Genomic DNA, 16510 nt, shown 5'->3' on the forward strand with positions numbered 1-16510 from the left:
AACTCGGCCTCGGAGCGCGACAGCGTACCGCCACTCGGGACCGCCGGCTCGAGGAGCCGTCGTCACCGGCTGGTGATGACGTCCGTACTCTCGCAGTCGGGACACTGGGTCATCCGGCCCAGTTTGGGGACCTCGATTCGCTGCCAGTCGTCATCTCCGCCGGGTGCTTCGAAACCGCAGTTACGACACCGTGACCGGTCGTGGGTGGCTCGGGTACTGGCCATACCTCGAGCTATGCCAGTTACACCCATAGATGTTGGTTCAGTCGACAGTGACTGTCGTCCGTGCTGGAACCGCTCTGGAAGGGAGTAGTGAGACGAAGTTCGCTGCTCGCGCGGCAACAGGGAATCGCCAGTGGAATGACTCCGTCGTTCAGTGGCGACTCCGTAGCGCGCTGACGGGTCGCCCGACCGGCCGTCGGTCGACGGCCGATCGCGCAGACGACCGCGAATGACAGGGGTGAGCGTGGACGGCGCTACTGGGTGAGGTCGGTCGCCGACGACGGCGTCAGTCGGCGAACCGACCCGTCCGTTCGCGTGGATCGAATCGGAGATCGCCTCGTCGGTTCGGCCACCGTCTCCGAGCGCCCGTACTCGAGCAGCCGTCGTTGCCGACGTACCCGCCCGGTTCCAGCGCTCTGATCATCGTTTGCGGGAGCTGTCTCCCAGCGTGCCCGATCTCCGTGGAAGTCGTCCACGAACGACTACAAAAGTATTGTCGAAGATGTCAATTCGGGAATTGGATAGGTCAGTACGCTGTAAGACACGAACGGCGCGAATCACATAGTGGAACGGGCGTACGGAACTGTTCTGATTAACCGACAAGACGGGCTGGTGACATAGTGAGGGGGTGTTACTTTATATGCAACTGTTGTAGGATCAACATCAGATCGACACCAAGCGGGTCAACGGATCAGAGAATGAAACAGGAACACATCGATGCGAGTAAGGCGATACAGAAACGAACCGGGAAGACGTTCTATCTCGCGACGCGGTTTCTCCCGGAACGCGTGCGACACGCGACGCACGTCCTCTACGCGTTCTTCCGGATCGCCGACGAAGTCGTCGACGACGCCGGCGGCGTTCCTCCGGAAACGCAACGCGCACGACTCGAGGCGCTTCGCGCACAGGCCCTCGGGGAGCGACCACCCGACGATTCGGTGCTCGAGGCGTTCCAAGAGCTTCGGGCGGAGTACGGCATCGCCGACGAAGAAATCAACGCGTTCATCGACGCGATGGCGACCGACATCGAGACGGACCGATACGAGACGTACGCCGATCTCGAGTCCTACATGCGGGGCTCGGCGGCATCAGTCGGCGTGATGATGACCGCGATCATGGAGCCCGACGACGAGGAGACCGCGCTCCCTCACGCGATCAAACTCGGCGAGGCGTTTCAGTTGACGAACTTCCTGCGTGACGTCCGCGAGGACGTCCTCGAGCGGGATCGGATCTACATTCCACGGGAGACGCTTCGGGAACACGGCGTCGATCCCGCCCGGATCGAGCGCCTCGAGTTCTCCGACTCGTTCGCGGCGGCAATGGCCGCGGAACTCCAGCGGACGGAGGAGCTCTACCGCGAGGGCGTCGCCGGCATCCGGTATCTTCCCGAGGACTGTCAGATCCCGGTGTTGCTGGCAGCGGTCCTCTACGCGGAGCATCACACCGTCATCCGAGCGCAGGGATACGACGTGCTTTCACAGAAACCGTCGCTATCGACGAGCCGAAAGCTCTGGTGTCTCGCGAAGACGCGGTGGCACTGGCACTGGAACCGGAATCCCGAGGCGGTATTCCAGCGCGTGTCGGCGGTGCCGTCGGGTGAACCGGACCACCGCGGCACCGAACACGGGGATACCATCCCGACGCAGTGAGTGCTCGCGGGACTATCACGGCCGACGCTACTCGGCTGCGTCGCCGTTGGCCAGCACGGCCGTCTCGGCCACGATGAACTTCGCTAGCTTCTCCTTCGAGTGTTCTGCGAGGAGGTGATCCTCGAGTTGCTCCCCCACGTCGGTCGGCTCGCGACAGACCGGACATTCGACCGGTTCTCTCGTCGCCATAACAATGGTACACCCCTCGAGCGCAAAAGGTACCGGCCGGAATTTCCCGCTGACGGCGTCGATCCCCGCATCGCTTACGACCGATACTCGTCAGGTTACCGTCGGTCTCGATTCCCCGGGAGCGCCGTCCGAACCATCTCGAGGTCGTAGCGATCGGTCCGAAGGAGGACGAGACAGAACAGTCCGGCGACGCCGACGGCCAGCCACTGGCCGTAGAGCGCGTTGATCGCCCCCCACAGCACCAGGAAACTCACCAGGTCGTCCAGCGCGAACTCGCAGTCTCGGACGCGCTCAAGCACGGCCGCCCGGTCGAAGGCGAGATCGACGAGCACGACGGCGACGGCTCCCGAGAGGAGCCAGCCCCGGTAGTTCGAGGCCGGGACGCCGTAGTAGTCTCCCGGCGGGACGTACGTCCAGAACCCGATCGCGACGGCCGCGGGATCGAGCACCAGATCGATCGCGAGGACGACGGCGATCGCCGCGAGCACGCGCGGAACGACCCGAACGGCTCGCTCGCCGAGCGCCAGTATCGCGAGCAAGAACGCGTTCAGCACCAGCGGGACGAAAAACAGCGGCAGCGCGAGCGGAACCTCGCCGTCCACCATTGGTCCGAGCCGAATCCCGTACTCGAAGGCCCCGTAGGGCCAGCCCGTCCGTACGCCGACGATTTCGATCGCGTACGTGTACACCGTCAGGACCGCGAGCGGGACGATCGCTCGTCGGTCGATTTCGGGGAGCAGGGCCACGATCAGCGGCGAGCGCATTACCAACGTTCCGAACAGGATAAGCAGCGGGTTGTACGAGAGAACCGGCGGGAGGAGCCCTTCCGCGCTCGCGACCAGCGTCACCGCGCCGACAACCGGGAAGACGACCGCGATCGTGAACCGGTTCTCCCGGACGAGAGCCTCGAGTCGCCGCTGGACGGTTGCCCGCGCCGTCTCGTCGGTGTTGTCACCGGTCGAATGCGTCCTCGAGTCGGCATCGGTACCCGTCCCCGGATCTGCCCTCGAGTTCGACGGTGAGCGGTTCGACTCCCCGTTATCCATACAGCAGCCTCCAGAGCCCGCCCATCGTCAGGAGCGTGCCGACGACGGTGTTGATCGCCGGGAACCACCAGTAGGCGCGGTCGACGGCAACGCTCGCGACCGCGATCGAGCCGACGAGTGCGGGATAGACGAGCATGAGCGCGCCGAGGCGCACGTCGAGCGCACCGAACGCGGCCGCGCTCGCGAGCCAGCACGCGCCGCAGTAGGCGTACGATCGGCGCTCGCCCAGTACCGTCGCGGTCGTTCGGATCCCTGTCTCGCGGTCCGGTTCGATGTCGGGGATCGCCGAGAACGTGTGCATTCCCATCGCCCACAGCCAGCCGCCGCCGATCGCGAGCAGGGGCGGCTGCGTCCCGGCGACGGCGGCGTAGGCGGCCGCACCCGGCGTGACGTAGAGTCCGTTCGAGATCGAATCGAGCGGCGGCGTCGTTTTCAGTCTGGCCGGCGGGGCGCTGTAGGCCGTCCCGAGGACGAGAAAGGCGACCAGCCACGGCAGCGCAGCCGTCCCGACCAGCGGTGCGAACAACAGCGGCAGCGCCGCACAGAGCCCGACGGCGAGCGGAACGTATCCCTGGCCCCGATAGCGGGCCTCCCGATCCTCTTTCTTCGGATTCGCTGCATCGATCTCCCGGTCGTACACGTCGTTAATTCCGTAGAGAAAGACGTTCGCCGGCAGGAGGAAGTAGGCGAACAACGCGACCGCCGCGGGGGCGAACAGGTCGCCGACGGCGTCCGCGGCGTAGGCCACCCCGACGAGAACCGGCCCCGCGAGATACAGCCAAAACCGGGGCCGCGAGAGCGTCAGCAGGTACGATAGCTGGTCGCCCACGCTTCCCCCGCCCGCGGCCGTCGGCTCCGAACTCATCGATGGCGTCGCGGGGAACCCTCGCGTTCGTTCGAATCTCTCATCCGTGATCCTCAAGCACTTTCTCGGCGGTCAGTTCGCCGCTGATGAGACACATCGGCATGCCGATTCCAGGCGTCGTATCGCCGCCCACGAAGTAGAGGCCGTCGACCTCCTTCGAGCGGTGTGGCGGGCGGAACAGCGACGTCTGGCGGAGCGTGTGGGCCAGTCCCAGCGCCGTCCCCCCGTAGCTGTTGTACCGGCTGGCGAAGTCGTCGATGCTGAACCGTTCCTCGAGGACGATCCGGTCGCGGAGGTCGGTCCCCGTGTTCGAGGCGATGTCCGCGAGGATCAGATCGCGATACCGGTCGCGAACCCCGGGCGTGTCCTCGAGACCGGGGGCGACCGGGACGAGGACGAACAGGGCGCTGTGGCCCTCGGGCGCGACGTCGTCGTCGGTCTCTGAGGGGACACAGCAGTAGTAGGCGGGGTCGTCGGGCCACTGCGGCTCCTCGAAGATCTGATCGAAGTGGTCCTCCCAGTCGGTCGGCAGCACGAGCGTGTGATGGGCGAGTTCGTCGACGTCGCCCTCGACGCCGAGATAGAGCAGGAACGCGGAGGGGGCGTACGTCCGTTCATCCCAGTAGTCCGCGTCGTAGCCGCGGCGCTCGGGCGTGAGCAGTTCCTGTTCAGTGTGGGCGTAGTCGGCGTTGCTCACGACCAGATCGGACCGCACGGGCCCCCTCTCGGTTTCGACTTCGAATCCGCCCGTGCGCCCCTTGATCTCCGTGGCGGGGCGGCCGGTGTCGTACTCGACGCCGAGTTCGGCCCCCAGTTCCGCGACACCGTCGATGACCGCGCCGATCCCGCCGTCGGGGTACCAGACGCCGAGGTTGAAATCGACGTGGCTCATCAGGTTGTACAGCGCCGGCGTGTTCGTCGGCGAGCCGCCCAGAAACACCAGCGTGTACTGCATGATCTGCTGGAGTTTCGGGTGATCGAAGTAGCTCTCGACGTGGCCCTGCATCGACCCCAAAAGCGACAGGCCCCGTGCCTGCCGAGCCACGTCGGGATCGATGTAGTCGCGCAGCCGCGTCCGATCTTCGTAGACGAAGTGCTCCATCCCGACCTCGTAGTTCTCCCGCGACTTCTCGAGGTAGCGCTCCAGGGCCTCGCCAGCGCCCGCCTCGTACTCCTCGAAGACGGCTTTCGTTCGCTCGAGGTCCGGCGTGACGTCCACCCGATCACCGTGTGCTCGCGGGCCCTGCCCGCTCGCATCGTCCGCGGAACTTCGTTCCGCGCTATCTTTGAAGAAAATCCGGTAGTGTGGGTCGAGATGCGAGAGTTCGTAGTAGTCGCTCGGCGTCCGATCGAACTCGGCGAAAAAGCGCTCGAAGACGTCCGGCATCAGATACCACGAGGGACCCATGTCGAACCGGAAACCGTCCCGCTCGAGGCGGCTCGCCCGGCCACCGAGCTGTTCGTTCTTCTCGACGACGCGCACGTCGGCACCCGCGTCGGCGAGGTAACAGGCCGTCGAGAGCCCGCCGATGCCGCCCCCGATCACGACGACCGACTCACCGGCCAGCGATTCCATACCCGGACGTGAGTATGGGGCCGGTGTTAAACGTATGTCATACCTATGTAGGGAATCGAACCGTTCGCTCGAGAGCGGGTGGGACAGCGCAACCGCTACGGAGGAGTTGTCGGTACGGAGAAATCTAGTTGGAAGCGGAACCGATACCGGGGTTCAATCGATGTGGCCTTCACGACGCAGTTGATCTGCGTCCTGACCAGTGTAGCGCCACTCGATCGTGGCCTTTTCGTCTTGCCAGTCCCAGGGCTCGGCGACGACGATGTCGTCCGGCTCGATCCAGGTGCGGTATTTCATGCGACCGGGAATGCGGCCGAGTCGTTCCTCGCCGTCCTCACAGCGGAGGCGAACGTGATTGCCACCGAGGTGTTCGGTTACGACGGCGAATACTTCATCGCTGTTGGGCATACGGAGGTTCCGTCGCCCGGAGTCTTCTGACACAGTCTGATTACGTGCGGCAGACTTTTAAACACTTGGAGAGGCGTGGTAGCGCACCCCGTGAAAATAGGAGGCAATATACCCGTACGTAGTCCGGGAGAGACTGCCGACTCCACCCCTCGAACGGTTCCGGTCGGCTCCCTGACTATAGCTCGCGATCCGAATCCGGATTCTCGAGGTCCCACAGCACTTCCGGCAAGAAGGCCTCGAGATTGTCGATAACGCTCCGGTCGCTGACGTTTAGCCCCTCGCAGTGCTCGTGGGCCGAGTCCCGGATGTCGACGTGCAGCTCGTCGTCCTCGAGCCAGACGCCCAGCGGGAAGACCGAACACCGGGTGGGTTTCCAGTCCTCCTCGAGGTGCAGCGAGCAGAGGCCGTCCTCCCGGAGGAACGCACAGGCATGGCCGTCCTCGTCGACGTGGTCGTCGCGGTCTTTCTCCTCGCGCGTGACGAACTTCTCGCCGCGAAACTCCGTCGTGGTCTCGGCGAGGTTCGCCCGCTGGGCCAGCTCTACGAGGTCTCGGTCGTAGAGGAGCACGCCGTGGTTGCAACACCACGTACAGTCGTCGACGCACTCGAAGGTGAGGTCGGGGTCGAACTCGACGACGACCTCGCGGTCGGGATAGACTTCGACACGTCGCGTAGCGTCAGCACTCACGGGTCAGGAGAGGAAGCGCGTCCGGAAGTGCCTTTCTTCCTGCGTCCGCTCGCAGTCTGCTCGACCGTCCCAAGCGATTAGTAGTCGGTAGACGATACCATCACTATGAATGAAATAACAGATTGTTTGAAAGTGATAACGCCGGTGAGTGGGGGGAATATCGGCGATCAGTACGAGCTCACGTACAATCACGTTAATTGGGATTCAGCCGAATCGGTTGGTGACGAAACGATCGTGGTATCTGGTCGGCACGTCTTCGAGGAAGTGGACGCTTCGGGCATCGAGGCAGTGAAAGCGTCTGTCGATGCGTCGACCGAGTTCAACGACGTGTACGTGACGGACGATGAAGTGTACGTGCTGAAACACGCCCTGAGCGACGAGCGGAGGACCGGCGGTCTTAGAACTCGAAAGATGGCACGCGCTGTCGGAACGGCGATAAGCGAACTCTCCGTGCAGGGAAAGATCGTCGGTCTCCGTCCCGTCGAGGAGATAACTCCCACGGCGGTACAACTGGACGAAGCGCACTATTTCAGCGATGCTATCGAGGCCTCGTTCGTCGACGGCGATCCGCGAGACGAATCGACTGACGCCGTCGTTTACGTGCTTCCAACGAGTGACGATATTTCACGGGAACGCGTGATATCCGATTTACGAACGGTTTCGGGGGTTCGATACGCGGTCCCGGATGACGTTCGCATCGTCGATAACGAATCTGCGATTCCGGAGCCGGATTTCTCGTAGTTCGGCGGCTTCCCGTCAGTGTGAAACGCCGGTTGATTCCGCCCGCTCGCTCGAGTTCACGATCGTGTTCCGAAGCGTACCGACGCCCTCGTAGGTGATCTCGACGGTGTCGCCGGGTTCGACGAGGCCGGGATTCGCGGGGCTGCCGAAGGAGATTACGTCACCGGGGCGGAAGGTGAATCGTTGCGAGAGAAAGGCGATGATCTCGTACGGGTCGAACAGCATCAGTTCGGTGTTGACCTCCTGCCGGCGCTCGCCGGACACGTCGGTGTACATGTCGATTCCGGTCGGATCGACGGCGGTTTCGATCCACGGACCGAGCGGGCCGGAGGCGTCGAACGCCTTCCGGGCCGTCCGCCCGTCCTGATCGAGCGCGTCCATGTCGTTCAGGATTGTGTAGCCGCGGACGACCTCGGGCACCTCCTCTTCCGAGAGGTTCCGACAGGGGTCGTCGATGACGGCCGCGAGCTCGCCGGCGTAGGTCACTTCGTCGCTGAACTGAGGGTACGGGACGGGGTCCTCGTGACCGACGAGCGACGCGGGCGGCTTGATGAAGAAGTCCGGTTCGTCGGGTCGCTCGTACTCCATCTGATCGAGGGTCGCCGCGAAGTTCCGTCCGACGCAGTACAGCGCCGAGGGGTCACAGGGCGGCAGGAACTCTCCGTCCGCCCCGACCTCGTAGGCACCGTCGTCCGTGTGCACGACGCCGTCCTCGTATCGTCCGGCGACCGGTCCGTCGTCCGTCGCGATCCGTGCGAGTTTCATTATCGGCGGTCTCGATTCCGACGGATTAGTGATATCGGTTTGCTCGCGAACCGGTTCGGACTCGAGCGCGATCCTCGAGGCCGACGACGGATTCCGACATCGTTCGGGTTCACCCGTCGCTCGCACCACGCATATGACGGTCCAACACATACCCCGTCGCCCGGCCAACGAGTGCCCATGTGCGCCAACCTGACGGTCGACGACGAAGGGAAGCGAGTCGTCAACACGAACGGGAAGGAGATCGGCGTCGTGCAGGATATCGATGCGGACGTCGCATACGTCGAACCGGGTCCGGAGATGAGCGAGTCGATCAAATCCCGGCTCCGTCGCGACCGGGAGATTGCCGACGGGATGGAGAACTACCGGCTCGACGAGGACTACATCGACGAGATAACGGAGCACGAAATTCGCTTGCAGCGGTTCTGACCGACGAAGTCTACGGAGACAGCGAAGCGCCCAGTCGCTCATTGAAGCAACCCAGCCGCTTATCGGAGCAACCCAGCCGCTTATCGGAGCAACCCAGCCGCTCATCGGAGCACTCCCTCGAGGTTTCGAGCGCGGATATTCGCCCACGCCTCGGTCTCGAGGTCGAATCGGTCGAACATCGTCACCTGCGGAATCTCCTGGCTCGGGTAGATGTAGTCCGATCCCCAGACCAGTTGCTCGTGGTGCGTCTCGAGGAACCCCTGGGCGAATTCCGGGTCGCGAGTCAGCGCGTTCCAGCCCGAACCGGCCGAGAGGTCGCCGTAGAGGTTGTCGTACACCGCGAGGAGTTCGGGGACCCGTCCGCCGGGCTCGACCGGCCCCTCGGGGTAGCGGCTCCGATCGGCCGCCGTTACGTCCGCCGAAATGTGGGCCCACCAGAAGTGCGCGTGGGCGATGAAATCGACCGCGGGATAGGACCCTAGCACGTTCTCGAGACCCGGCAGCCCGACATCGTCCAGCAACGCCTTGTCGTCCAGATGGCACAGAATCGGTAGCTCGTACTCGGCGCAGAGTTCGTAGATCGTCTCGAGTCGTCGGTCGTCGATCGGCAGCCCGGGTTTGAGTTCGCCGAACCCGCGAGCACCGCGGTCGACGTACCCCTCGAGCAGGTTCTCGACCGCCTCCGCTCCGTAGACCAGCGTTCGAGGATCGACCGAACAGAACGGAATCAGGCGATCGGGAAACGATTCGACCTGCTCGAGGATCCACCAGCTCGGGGCCTGCACGGGGTAGCTCTCGGGCGAATCCAGCGCCTGGACGACGGCGCGGTCGACGCCCTGTTCGTCCATCCAGGACACCAGTCCGTCGGCGGACAGTGGCTCCCTCCCGAGGGTCTCGCGGGGAATCAGGTGCGTGTGGGCATCGAACAGCGGCAGATCTCCGACGGCGTCCCCCTGCCCGTCGGCCTGTAAATTCCGAATCGTCTCTTCGCCGTCTCGAGGCCCGCCGATGTCCGCGTTCGTCCCCGTCGCGATCGATCCGAACCCACTGCCGAGGCCGGCGGTTCCCGCGACCGCGAGTATCCGGCGTCGCGATGTGGCGTCGCACGATCGGTCAGGGTTGCAGTCGCTCGCTCGAGGATCGATCATGTGGCTCAGTCCGACGAATCAACGGAAAATGCTACAGGGGACAGGTTCCGATTCCGACCGATCGAGAACGGGAAACAGATCGAACTGGTCGTTGTTCCGTGCCGCGAGAATAGTGCCAGGGTCGCCGGACTATCGTATTCCAACTGCGCTGTTTCGGCTGCTGTCCCGACCGCAATGTTTCGGCTGCTGCCCCGACTGCGGTGTGAACGCTGGACAGACCGCAAGCGCGTCGTCGTCCGAGGGGTCGTCGCTCACTCCTCGAGTCGCAGGTACGTTCGGCTGCCGCGGTGCTCGAGCGAGACGTCGTCGGTCTCGACGTTCGTGCGGACGTATTCGTCGATCCCCGCGGCGTGCAGATCGGTGATGTCGATCCGTTGGTGCTGTTGGGTCGCTCGGTTCGTGTGGTCGACAGTCGAGCGACGGTCGCGTCGGTTACTCCCTTCGTCGTGATCGATCCGTTCGTTTGCCCCCTCAATGATCAGTGACATACGTTTCAGTTGGAGTGATAGTATGTCAAACCGATCCGTCCGGAGTGAAAGTGAAAGTACGGGACGGAGTCCCGTTCGGTGAAACGGGACTGTGATGGGGGTCACAGCAGCAGTCACCGCTCACTCGTCGGTCGACCGATCGCTATCCGAGCGTCTTGAGTTCGACGCGGTGTGAGCCGTCGTCGGTCTCGAGCGTGACCGTCTGGACGATCGCCTCGCGGGCCCGCTCCCGCCACGCTTCGACGGCCTCGGCGTGGCGTTCACGAATCCGATCAGCCTCCTCCGAGTCAGTGGCCTCGTCCAAGTCGTCGTCCGCGTCCGAGTCGTCGTCCGCCTCCGCGCGTGCCGACTCGAGGTCCGGATACTCGGCGACGACGTCCTCGGCGATGACGTCGGCGGGCGAGAGGTGGACCGCGCCGGTCAGTTCGGTGTCGTCGACGCGGTAGACGTGGATGCGGGCCCGCATTCGGCCGTGAAACGGCGGCGTTACTCGAAGGACGGCCTCGCCCGGATTCTCCCGGCTGTAGGCGTAGGCGTCGACGGCGTCGTCCGGCGAGAGCGCGATCGAGCGGATTGCTGACGGATCGTCGGCGTCGACTGACGGATCGTCATCCTCCACCATTGGCCGAGGATTGCACGCGCGGCCGGTTAACTGCCGGGATTCGAACGTGTTCGACGTCCGTGAATGGAACAGTGGGTTACTGATGGGATCGTGGGAGACGAGGCGTCCTGCTATCGTGGTAACAGGGAATCACCACGCCCTCCCCAGCCGATTCGTTCGCGCCTCGCGGCGCTCACTCATCCCTCGCGCAATGTCATCGACCGTCCTCACTCTCGTTCGGCCGGCCGACAGCGCGCGCCACCGCACGCCGGTTGGCTGGTCTGGAGTGATACAGAGGACCCCGCTCTCGATCATTGGATCTCGAGCATCCGTGGTGACTCGTACGGAACTCGTTCGATGGAAGCCGTCAGTTCGAGGCGGGCCTCGAGTCACTCCGTCGCAACGCGATCGTCGTCGGCTCCCGGCTCGAGTTCCGGTCGAAAGACCTCGGCGCGATCGTCCGTGGAAACGCCGTACGCCGCGTCCGCGAGCGATTCCGGGAGGGTGACGTCGCTGTCCGTGTAGTGGACGCGCAGCGATGCTTGAATCGCGTCGCGGACGCATGCACGGGTCGCCGCGCCGACCTCGGTGCCGCTGCCCGAAAACGCCGCCGGCGACCCCGACGGATCGTGGCCGACGATGATCGCGTCCGTCGTCGTGCCCGGAAACCCGGTTTCGGCGAGCAGCGTCGCCGCCTTCGCCTCCGCGGCGACCGCGATCAGATTCGCCAACGCGCCCGGCGCGAGGGCCCGCGTCGTCCCGACGATGACGTTGACGGTCCCTCGGCCCTGCTCGAGCGCCGATTCGTCCGCCGCTGGCCCGTCGAAATCAGCCGCTTCGGCGGGCTCGGGATCCATCGGCAGCGCGGCAGGATTCGAAATCCCCGCGGTCGCGTAGGCCGTCACCGGACCCAGACGAGCGCCGCGAGCGTCCGCGATGTCGACGCCGGTTAGCAGGGCCGGTCCGGCCGTGTCCGCGGCAGTCGGCTCGAACCCCGCCCGCTCGAGGCGTTCGTCGACGTACGTCCCGAGATCGGTCCGCTCCCAGCCCTCGGGAACCGAGACGTTGTACGCGCAGTCTGCCGTACAGCGGCCACCGCTCCAGCCGGTCGAGAGCCACTCGGTCTCCGGTCGAGTGACTCGGAGGACGCCGTCCCGTCGGATCGCATCGTAGTCCATGTTCGGTTCAGTCATCAGTCGATTTCGCGGTCGTCGGCCTCACGATTGTCAACGCCGAGCGCCGCGAGCAGCCGGTCGTTCGCCGCGCGGTCCTTGACCGCAACCCGGATATGAGAATCGAGTCCGCGGAACGTCGTCGCGTCACGAATCGCGACACCGTCCGCTCGTGCGTCGTCGATCACAGTGGAGACGTCGCGATCACCGACGTCACATAGGAGATAGGGGGCGTCCGATTCGTGGACGTCGAATCGCCGCTCGAGCGCCTCGCGCATCCGTTCGCGCTCGCTGGCGACGCGTTCGCGCGTGTCGCGAACGAACTCGTCTCGCCGCAGGCAGTGCGCCCCGACTCGAGCGGCCGGCGTCCCGAGCGACCACGTCCGACGGGCGGTCGCGAGCGCGTCCCGCTGCTCGCCGCTCGCGACGGCGAAGCCGGCGCGCAGCCCCGGCAGGCCGAACAGTTTGGTGAGCGAGCGGGCGACAATAACGTTCTCCCGCTCGAGTTCGGCCGCCGACGAGCGGTCGGTGAAACCGAGGAAGGCCTCGTCGACGAAGAGCGTCGTGCCGGCGTCCGCACAGCGGGCCGCAAACGCCGCGAGCGCGTCCGAATCGATCGCGTCCCCCGTCGGATTGTTCGGCGTACAGATCACCGCGAGCGCGGACGCCTCGAGCACGGTCGGTCCGATCTCGCATAGCTCGTCGTAGCGAACGAACCGCGGTGTCGCTCCCTGCAGCTCGATTTCGCGGGCGTACTCGCCGAAGCTCGGATAGGGGAGTAGCGCCTCGTCGCCCGGCTTGAGCGTGACTTCCATCGCCAACCGAATCGCGGCGAGTCCGCCCGGAGTGGGGATCACCCGGGCCGGTTCACAGCCGACGAACGCCGCCGCGGCGGCCCGGTAGTCCGGGTAGTCGTCGTCCGGATAGCGGCGGGACTCCTCGAGTGCGTTAGCGTACACGTCTGCGACGCCCTCGGGAGTGCGCGGGTTGGTGTTGGCCGAGAAGTCCAGCAGGTCGCGATCGGTCTCGCCGCCGTGGGGGACCCGCTCTGCGGTCCGGATCGAATCAGGGTCCACGGCTCCCCTCTGCAGGCTCGCTCCCGGTTTCGTCGTTTTCGGCACCCGGTTCACCGGCGTCCTCGCTCTCGATACCCAGTCGGGCACAGACCGCCTCGAGACGATCCCTCACCTCGCCCATCCGCCCCTCGGGGACCAGTGAGAGCGCGCCGCCCATCGCGACGCCCTCCTTGGCCTCGCCGGCGCAGTAGCGCGCCATCGCGACGTGATCGCGCTCGTCGAAGCCGGGATCGGTGACGGTGAGCTCGCAGTCGAAGCGCTCGCAGGCGTCCGCGAGTTGACTCCCCTGCTCGTCGGCTACGAAGGAGGTGGTCGCGATCGACAGCGGCGCGTCGATCCCGGCGTGACGTAACAGGGCCGCGACGGCGATCATCTGGGTCCCACCAGCCAGCGTTACCTCGGTCCCCGACTCGAGCGCGCCGGCCGCGATCCCGGTCACCGTCGGCTGGACGGGATCGCCGACGGCTTCGATCGCCTCGAGCGGCGCGTTCTCGCAGTCGCCCGGCTCAAGGTCGCTCGCGGCGAGCGCCTCGTCGACCACTCGGCGCTTGCGCTCGATCGGGTTCTCGGGCAGCGAGGAGGAGACGCCGGCGGGCTCGCCGAGCGCGGTGAGGACCCCGAGTGCGGTCGTCGTCCCGCCGGGGACCGTCTCGCCGATCACGAGCCGGTCGTCCGGCAGGCTCGCGCCGTAGTCGTACGCGCGGTCGAAGGTCGCTTTCGCGTCCGGCACGGCCACCGATTCGCGGATGTCGCCGCCGGGCCCCGCGTCGAGGTCGACCGTCGGCGCGGCCGTCGACTGGGTGAGTCCCGCGTCGATCACCGACGCGTCGAAGCCGACGACCTCCCGAACCGCACGGGTCACGGCGGCGGGCGTCGGACAGCCGTTCGGACTCACTGGCGTCACCGGCGACATAACTGGTTCCCCGTACTCGAGGATCTCAACGTCCGCCGAGGGCGTGTGTTCCATCAGCTCCGGGGCGGCCCCGGCAGCGCTGATACCGTCGATCAGCGCCGTCTCGGTCGTTCCAGCGGGGAGGAGGAGCCGCATCGTTACCGTCCCTCCGCGGATCGGCGCTGCAGTCGGTCGGCCGCGACGCGGGCGCCTTCGAGTCGGTTCACGTTCACCGCGAGTCGTGGATCGTAGCGTACGTCTGTCATGGTCGTAGAATCGTCCGTTTTGCCGACGACGTTGACCCCGGTCGGCGCGAGGTGGTCTGCGGGCTCGAGTCGCGCGTCGATGCTAACGCCGAGGCGCCGTTTGAGGGCCGCGGGAACGCAGACGGTCCGCGATGCGGCGCTGTCGCCGTGAGCCGCGAGTATTCGGTCGACGACCGGCCCCTCGAGCAGCGGCAGGTCCGCGGCGACGGTCAGAATCGGCGGCGCGAGTTCGGGCCGCTCGAGGAGGGCCATCAGATCGGCCACGTAGCCGTCGCCGGTCGTCTCGATCGTCGTCGCAGCATCGGCTCGCTCGAGATGCGCCTGCGTCGCCGGCGCGTTCGGCGAGACGGCGGCGTAGATCGTCTCGATTTCGCTCTCCCGGAGTCCGGCCAGCACGCGATCGACCATCGCCGTCCCCTCGATCGGGTGCAGCGGCTTTTCGTGGGGACTCTCGAGGCGGGTGCCTTCCCCACCACACATCACAACAGCGTCCACGCGATCACCCCCAGATGAACGCCGGCGACGCGGCCGATCTCGTTGACCGCGCCGAAGATATCGCCGTTGATCCCCCCGAGGTAGCGGTTCGCCCAGTACCAGGGGAGTCCGATTCCGGAAACGGCACCACAGAGGGCCACCGCGCCGGGGTGTGGCCAGACGACCGCGGCTGCGGCGAGGGCGAGAGCTGCGGGAACGAGAAACGAGCCTGCAGTGGCCCCGTCGGTGAACCGTTTGCCCATCCCGTCGGACGCGGCGCGGCCGAAGCAGGCCATCGCGGCCATCCCGAGTTTCGTTCCGACTTCGGCGCCGATCGCGACGCCGACCGCCGCGCGGACGGGAAGGCTCGCTAGTCCGAGCCCACCGAGCGCCAGTGCGGCGACGGTGATCGCGACCGCCAGTAGCGCACCGACGCCGGTCGTCGTGTCCTTCAGTACTTCGCGTCGTCGCTCCGCGTCGCCGTGGACGACCAGCGCGTCGCCCAGGTCGGCGATGCCGTCGAGGTGGTGGATCCCCGTCACGGCGTACACCGACAGCAGGTATCCCAGCGCGACGGTCGGCGCTGCGAGCGTCCCCGCGGCGAGTAGCGGGATCGCCGCCAGCGCACCCGCCACGAGTCCGACGATCGGAAACGCCGCCGGCGTCGCTCGGAAGGCGTCCCAGTCCCCGTCGCGGTGGCCGATCGGGAGCCGCGTCAGGAACCCGAGCGCGCCGCGAACGGCACCGATCCAGCGATCGGTCACCGCCATTTCGCGCTCACCTCCGCGGTCCGTCGCAGGACCGAGACGCTCTCCGACCCGCCGATCACCGCGAGTACGAGCTCGCCGACTGCTCCGCGGGCGGACTCGAGCCCGGGGAATTCCGAAACGATCACCGCGAGCACGACCGCGGCGACGACCGAGACGACGGCCGCCCGCCCGACGACTGAGACGGCTCGCTCGCCGTCCGCCAGCGTCGGGAGGGCAGCGTCGGGATTGAGCACGTAGACGCCCGGCTTCTCGAGCCGAACCGAGAGCGCGCAAGCGAGCGTCGCCATCGGCCAGCCGGAGTTGGGCGACGGTGGAACGCGCGCCCACTGTCGGGCGCGACCGAGCGCGAGCGGGTCGGCCGCGGCGACGGCGATCGCACCGGCCGCGATCCGAGCGGGCAGGTACATGACGAGATCATCGAGCCGCGCGCTCCCGGTACCGACCGCCTTCGAGGGGTAGCCGAGCATCGAGTCCATCGTGTTGACGCCCTTGACCCATGCGGCGACCGCCGCGGCGGCCGGCAACGATACCGGTGCGAGTACCGCGAACGGAAGTAAGGTCGCGACGAGTCCGTCAGCGAGGTTCTCGGCCGCGCTCTCGACGGCCGCACTGCGAAGTTCGCCGGCCGAGAGTGTCGACGTGTCCCGGCCGACCAGTCCGCGGACCCGTTCGCGAGCCGTCTCGAGGTCGGTATCGGTGGCTGCGACGACGTCCGCGGTGAGCTCGAGCAACGAGCGCAGGCTGGTCGTCAGGAAGAGTATCAGCGCGGCGGCGATCCCGCCAGCTAGCGGATGAGCCGTCGTCGCTGCGAGGACGGCACCGCCGGCGATACCGGCGGGAACGAGGGGGGCGAAAACGGCGAGCGCGACGCCGGCTACCCGCTGGCCGCGCTCGGTCCCGCTCCACTTCCGGTCGAGGGCGTCGACGAGCCGGCCGAACCACGCCACCGGATGGGCGGCGGTCGGCGGTTCGCCAATCAGGAGGTCGAGGCTGACCGCGAGCCCGATGACCGAAAGCGTCGTCAGCACCGCGTCGCCTCCATGCCGTCGGCA

The 16510-nt window shown here is 66.2% G+C and carries 20 protein-coding genes; 3 read left to right on the forward strand and 17 right to left on the reverse strand.

The window, feature by feature from the left end; translation table 11 throughout:
• Nucleotides 1–62: 62 nt before the first annotated feature.
• Nucleotides 63–224, reverse strand: coding sequence for a hypothetical protein (locus tag HYG81_RS23915; RefSeq protein ID WP_180842171.1), 162 nt, complete (start codon nt 222–224; stop codon nt 63–65).
• Nucleotides 225–919: 695 nt separating this feature from the next.
• Between HYG81_RS23915 and HYG81_RS23920 the strand changes: the two genes are divergently transcribed.
• Nucleotides 920–1870 carry a phytoene/squalene synthase family protein gene (locus tag HYG81_RS23920; protein ID WP_180842172.1) on the forward strand — a complete coding sequence of 317 codons (951 nt, stop codon included), beginning with the start codon at nt 920–922 and terminating at the stop codon, nt 1868–1870.
• 27 nt (nt 1871–1897) lie between these two features.
• On the opposite strand, the gene HYG81_RS23925 is transcribed toward HYG81_RS23920, so the two are convergent.
• The 6 genes from HYG81_RS23925 to HYG81_RS23950 all read right to left on the reverse strand — a co-directional run bounded on the left by HYG81_RS23925 (nt 1898) and on the right by HYG81_RS23950 (nt 6639).
• Nucleotides 1898–2059: a hypothetical protein gene (locus HYG81_RS23925; RefSeq protein ID WP_180842173.1), complete on the reverse strand. Its 162-nt coding sequence runs from the start codon at nt 2057–2059 to the stop codon at nt 1898–1900.
• Between the two features lie 95 nt (nt 2060–2154).
• Nucleotides 2155–3105 (reverse strand): bisanhydrobacterioruberin hydratase, encoded by a 951-nt coding sequence (gene cruF, locus HYG81_RS23930; RefSeq protein WP_180842174.1) that lies wholly within the window; start codon nt 3103–3105, stop codon nt 2155–2157.
• Entirely contained in the window at nt 3098–3970 is an 873-nt protein-coding gene (locus tag HYG81_RS23935) for a prenyltransferase (RefSeq protein ID WP_180842175.1), read from the reverse strand. The genes cruF and HYG81_RS23935 overlap by 8 nt, the downstream gene beginning before the upstream one ends.
• Before the next feature lie 40 nt (nt 3971–4010).
• Entirely contained in the window at nt 4011–5546 is a 1536-nt protein-coding gene (locus HYG81_RS23940; RefSeq protein ID WP_180842176.1) for a phytoene desaturase family protein, read from the reverse strand.
• Between the two features lie 153 nt (nt 5547–5699).
• The gene (locus HYG81_RS23945; protein WP_233289912.1) at nt 5700–5951 is read right to left on the reverse strand and encodes a translation initiation factor eIF-1A; all 252 of its coding nucleotides are present in this window, start codon (nt 5949–5951) and stop codon (nt 5700–5702) included.
• Between the two features lie 175 nt (nt 5952–6126).
• Nucleotides 6127–6639, reverse strand: a complete 513-nt coding sequence (locus HYG81_RS23950) for a YkgJ family cysteine cluster protein (protein WP_180842177.1) — start codon at nt 6637–6639, stop codon at nt 6127–6129.
• A 234-nt stretch (nt 6640–6873) separates the two neighbouring features.
• Here HYG81_RS23950 and HYG81_RS23955 point away from each other — a divergent pair, with 234 nt between their 5' ends.
• Nucleotides 6874–7380, forward strand: a complete 507-nt coding sequence (locus tag HYG81_RS23955) for a hypothetical protein (protein ID WP_180842178.1) — start codon at nt 6874–6876, stop codon at nt 7378–7380.
• 15 nt (nt 7381–7395) lie between these two features.
• Here the strand turns inward: HYG81_RS23955 and HYG81_RS23960 are convergent, their stop codons facing one another.
• Nucleotides 7396–8145: a fumarylacetoacetate hydrolase family protein gene (locus HYG81_RS23960; protein WP_180842179.1), complete on the reverse strand. Its 750-nt coding sequence runs from the start codon at nt 8143–8145 to the stop codon at nt 7396–7398.
• 177 nt (nt 8146–8322) lie between these two features.
• Here HYG81_RS23960 and HYG81_RS23965 point away from each other — a divergent pair, with 177 nt between their 5' ends.
• A complete protein-coding gene (locus HYG81_RS23965) occupies nt 8323–8571 on the forward strand; it encodes a PRC-barrel domain-containing protein (protein ID WP_180842180.1) in 249 nt (82 codons plus the stop codon).
• 101 nt (nt 8572–8672) lie between these two features.
• Here the strand turns inward: HYG81_RS23965 and HYG81_RS23970 are convergent, their stop codons facing one another.
• The 9 genes from HYG81_RS23970 to cbiB form a co-directional block, all read right to left on the reverse strand.
• Nucleotides 8673–9719 (reverse strand): amidohydrolase family protein, encoded by a 1047-nt coding sequence (locus tag HYG81_RS23970; protein WP_180842181.1) that lies wholly within the window; start codon nt 9717–9719, stop codon nt 8673–8675.
• Nucleotides 9720–9970: 251 nt separating this feature from the next.
• Nucleotides 9971–10207 (reverse strand): hypothetical protein, encoded by a 237-nt coding sequence (locus tag HYG81_RS23975; RefSeq protein ID WP_180842182.1) that lies wholly within the window; start codon nt 10205–10207, stop codon nt 9971–9973.
• 142 nt (nt 10208–10349) lie between these two features.
• Nucleotides 10350–10829, reverse strand: a complete 480-nt coding sequence (locus HYG81_RS23980) for a DUF8009 family protein (protein WP_180842183.1) — start codon at nt 10827–10829, stop codon at nt 10350–10352.
• 368 nt (nt 10830–11197) lie between these two features.
• Nucleotides 11198–12001, reverse strand: a complete 804-nt coding sequence (locus HYG81_RS23985) for an adenosylcobinamide amidohydrolase (RefSeq protein ID WP_180842184.1) — start codon at nt 11999–12001, stop codon at nt 11198–11200.
• Nucleotides 12001–13056, reverse strand: a complete 1056-nt coding sequence (gene cobD / locus HYG81_RS23990) for a threonine-phosphate decarboxylase CobD (protein ID WP_180842185.1) — start codon at nt 13054–13056, stop codon at nt 12001–12003. Before cobD ends, HYG81_RS23985 begins: the two co-directional genes overlap by 1 nt.
• Nucleotides 13046–14104 carry a nicotinate mononucleotide-dependent phosphoribosyltransferase CobT gene (gene cobT / locus HYG81_RS23995; RefSeq protein WP_180842186.1) on the reverse strand — a complete coding sequence of 353 codons (1059 nt, stop codon included), beginning with the start codon at nt 14102–14104 and terminating at the stop codon, nt 13046–13048. Before cobT ends, cobD begins: the two co-directional genes overlap by 11 nt.
• Before the next feature lie 2 nt (nt 14105–14106).
• Nucleotides 14107–14694, reverse strand: coding sequence for an NTP transferase domain-containing protein (locus HYG81_RS24000; RefSeq protein ID WP_180842187.1), 588 nt, complete (start codon nt 14692–14694; stop codon nt 14107–14109).
• Nucleotides 14694–15458, reverse strand: coding sequence for an adenosylcobinamide-GDP ribazoletransferase (gene cobS, locus HYG81_RS24005; RefSeq protein WP_180842188.1), 765 nt, complete (start codon nt 15456–15458; stop codon nt 14694–14696). The genes HYG81_RS24000 and cobS overlap by 1 nt, the downstream gene beginning before the upstream one ends.
• Nucleotides 15449–16486, reverse strand: a complete 1038-nt coding sequence (gene cbiB, locus HYG81_RS24010; RefSeq protein ID WP_180842189.1) for an adenosylcobinamide-phosphate synthase CbiB — start codon at nt 16484–16486, stop codon at nt 15449–15451. The genes cobS and cbiB overlap by 10 nt, the downstream gene beginning before the upstream one ends.
• Between the last annotated feature and the right edge of the window lie 24 nt (nt 16487–16510).

The sequence above is a fragment of the Natrinema zhouii genome, assembly GCF_013456555.2.
GTDB classification, from domain to species: Archaea; Halobacteriota; Halobacteria; order Halobacteriales; family Natrialbaceae; genus Natrinema; species Natrinema zhouii.

Bases quoted from the DNA above. Each gene is read 5' to 3' on its own strand.
- HYG81_RS23920 (WP_180842172.1), top strand. From the start codon at position 920: ATGAAACAGGAACACATCGATGCGAGTAAGGCGATACAGAAACGAACC.
- HYG81_RS23965 (WP_180842180.1), top strand. From the start codon at position 8,323: ATGTGCGCCAACCTGACGGTCGACGACGAAGGGAAGCGAGTCGTCAAC.
- HYG81_RS23970 (WP_180842181.1), bottom strand. From the start codon at position 9,719: ATGATCGATCCTCGAGCGAGCGACTGCAACCCTGACCGATCGTGCGAC.
- cobT (WP_180842186.1), bottom strand. From the start codon at position 14,104: ATGCGGCTCCTCCTCCCCGCTGGAACGACCGAGACGGCGCTGATCGAC.
- HYG81_RS23925 (WP_180842173.1), bottom strand. From the start codon at position 2,059: ATGGCGACGAGAGAACCGGTCGAATGTCCGGTCTGTCGCGAGCCGACC.
- HYG81_RS23940 (WP_180842176.1), bottom strand. From the start codon at position 5,546: ATGGAATCGCTGGCCGGTGAGTCGGTCGTCGTGATCGGGGGCGGCATC.
- cruF (WP_180842174.1), bottom strand. From the start codon at position 3,105: ATGGATAACGGGGAGTCGAACCGCTCACCGTCGAACTCGAGGGCAGAT.
- HYG81_RS23915 (WP_180842171.1), bottom strand. From the start codon at position 224: ATGGCCAGTACCCGAGCCACCCACGACCGGTCACGGTGTCGTAACTGC.
- HYG81_RS23985 (WP_180842184.1), bottom strand. From the start codon at position 12,001: ATGACTGAACCGAACATGGACTACGATGCGATCCGACGGGACGGCGTC.
- HYG81_RS23945 (WP_233289912.1), bottom strand. From the start codon at position 5,951: ATGCCCAACAGCGATGAAGTATTCGCCGTCGTAACCGAACACCTCGGT.
- HYG81_RS23935 (WP_180842175.1), bottom strand. From the start codon at position 3,970: ATGAGTTCGGAGCCGACGGCCGCGGGCGGGGGAAGCGTGGGCGACCAG.
- HYG81_RS23960 (WP_180842179.1), bottom strand. From the start codon at position 8,145: ATGAAACTCGCACGGATCGCGACGGACGACGGACCGGTCGCCGGACGA.
- HYG81_RS24000 (WP_180842187.1), bottom strand. From the start codon at position 14,694: ATGTGTGGTGGGGAAGGCACCCGCCTCGAGAGTCCCCACGAAAAGCCG.
- cobS (WP_180842188.1), bottom strand. From the start codon at position 15,458: ATGGCGGTGACCGATCGCTGGATCGGTGCCGTTCGCGGCGCGCTCGGG.
- HYG81_RS23980 (WP_180842183.1), bottom strand. From the start codon at position 10,829: ATGGTGGAGGATGACGATCCGTCAGTCGACGCCGACGATCCGTCAGCA.
- HYG81_RS23975 (WP_180842182.1), bottom strand. From the start codon at position 10,207: ATGTCACTGATCATTGAGGGGGCAAACGAACGGATCGATCACGACGAA.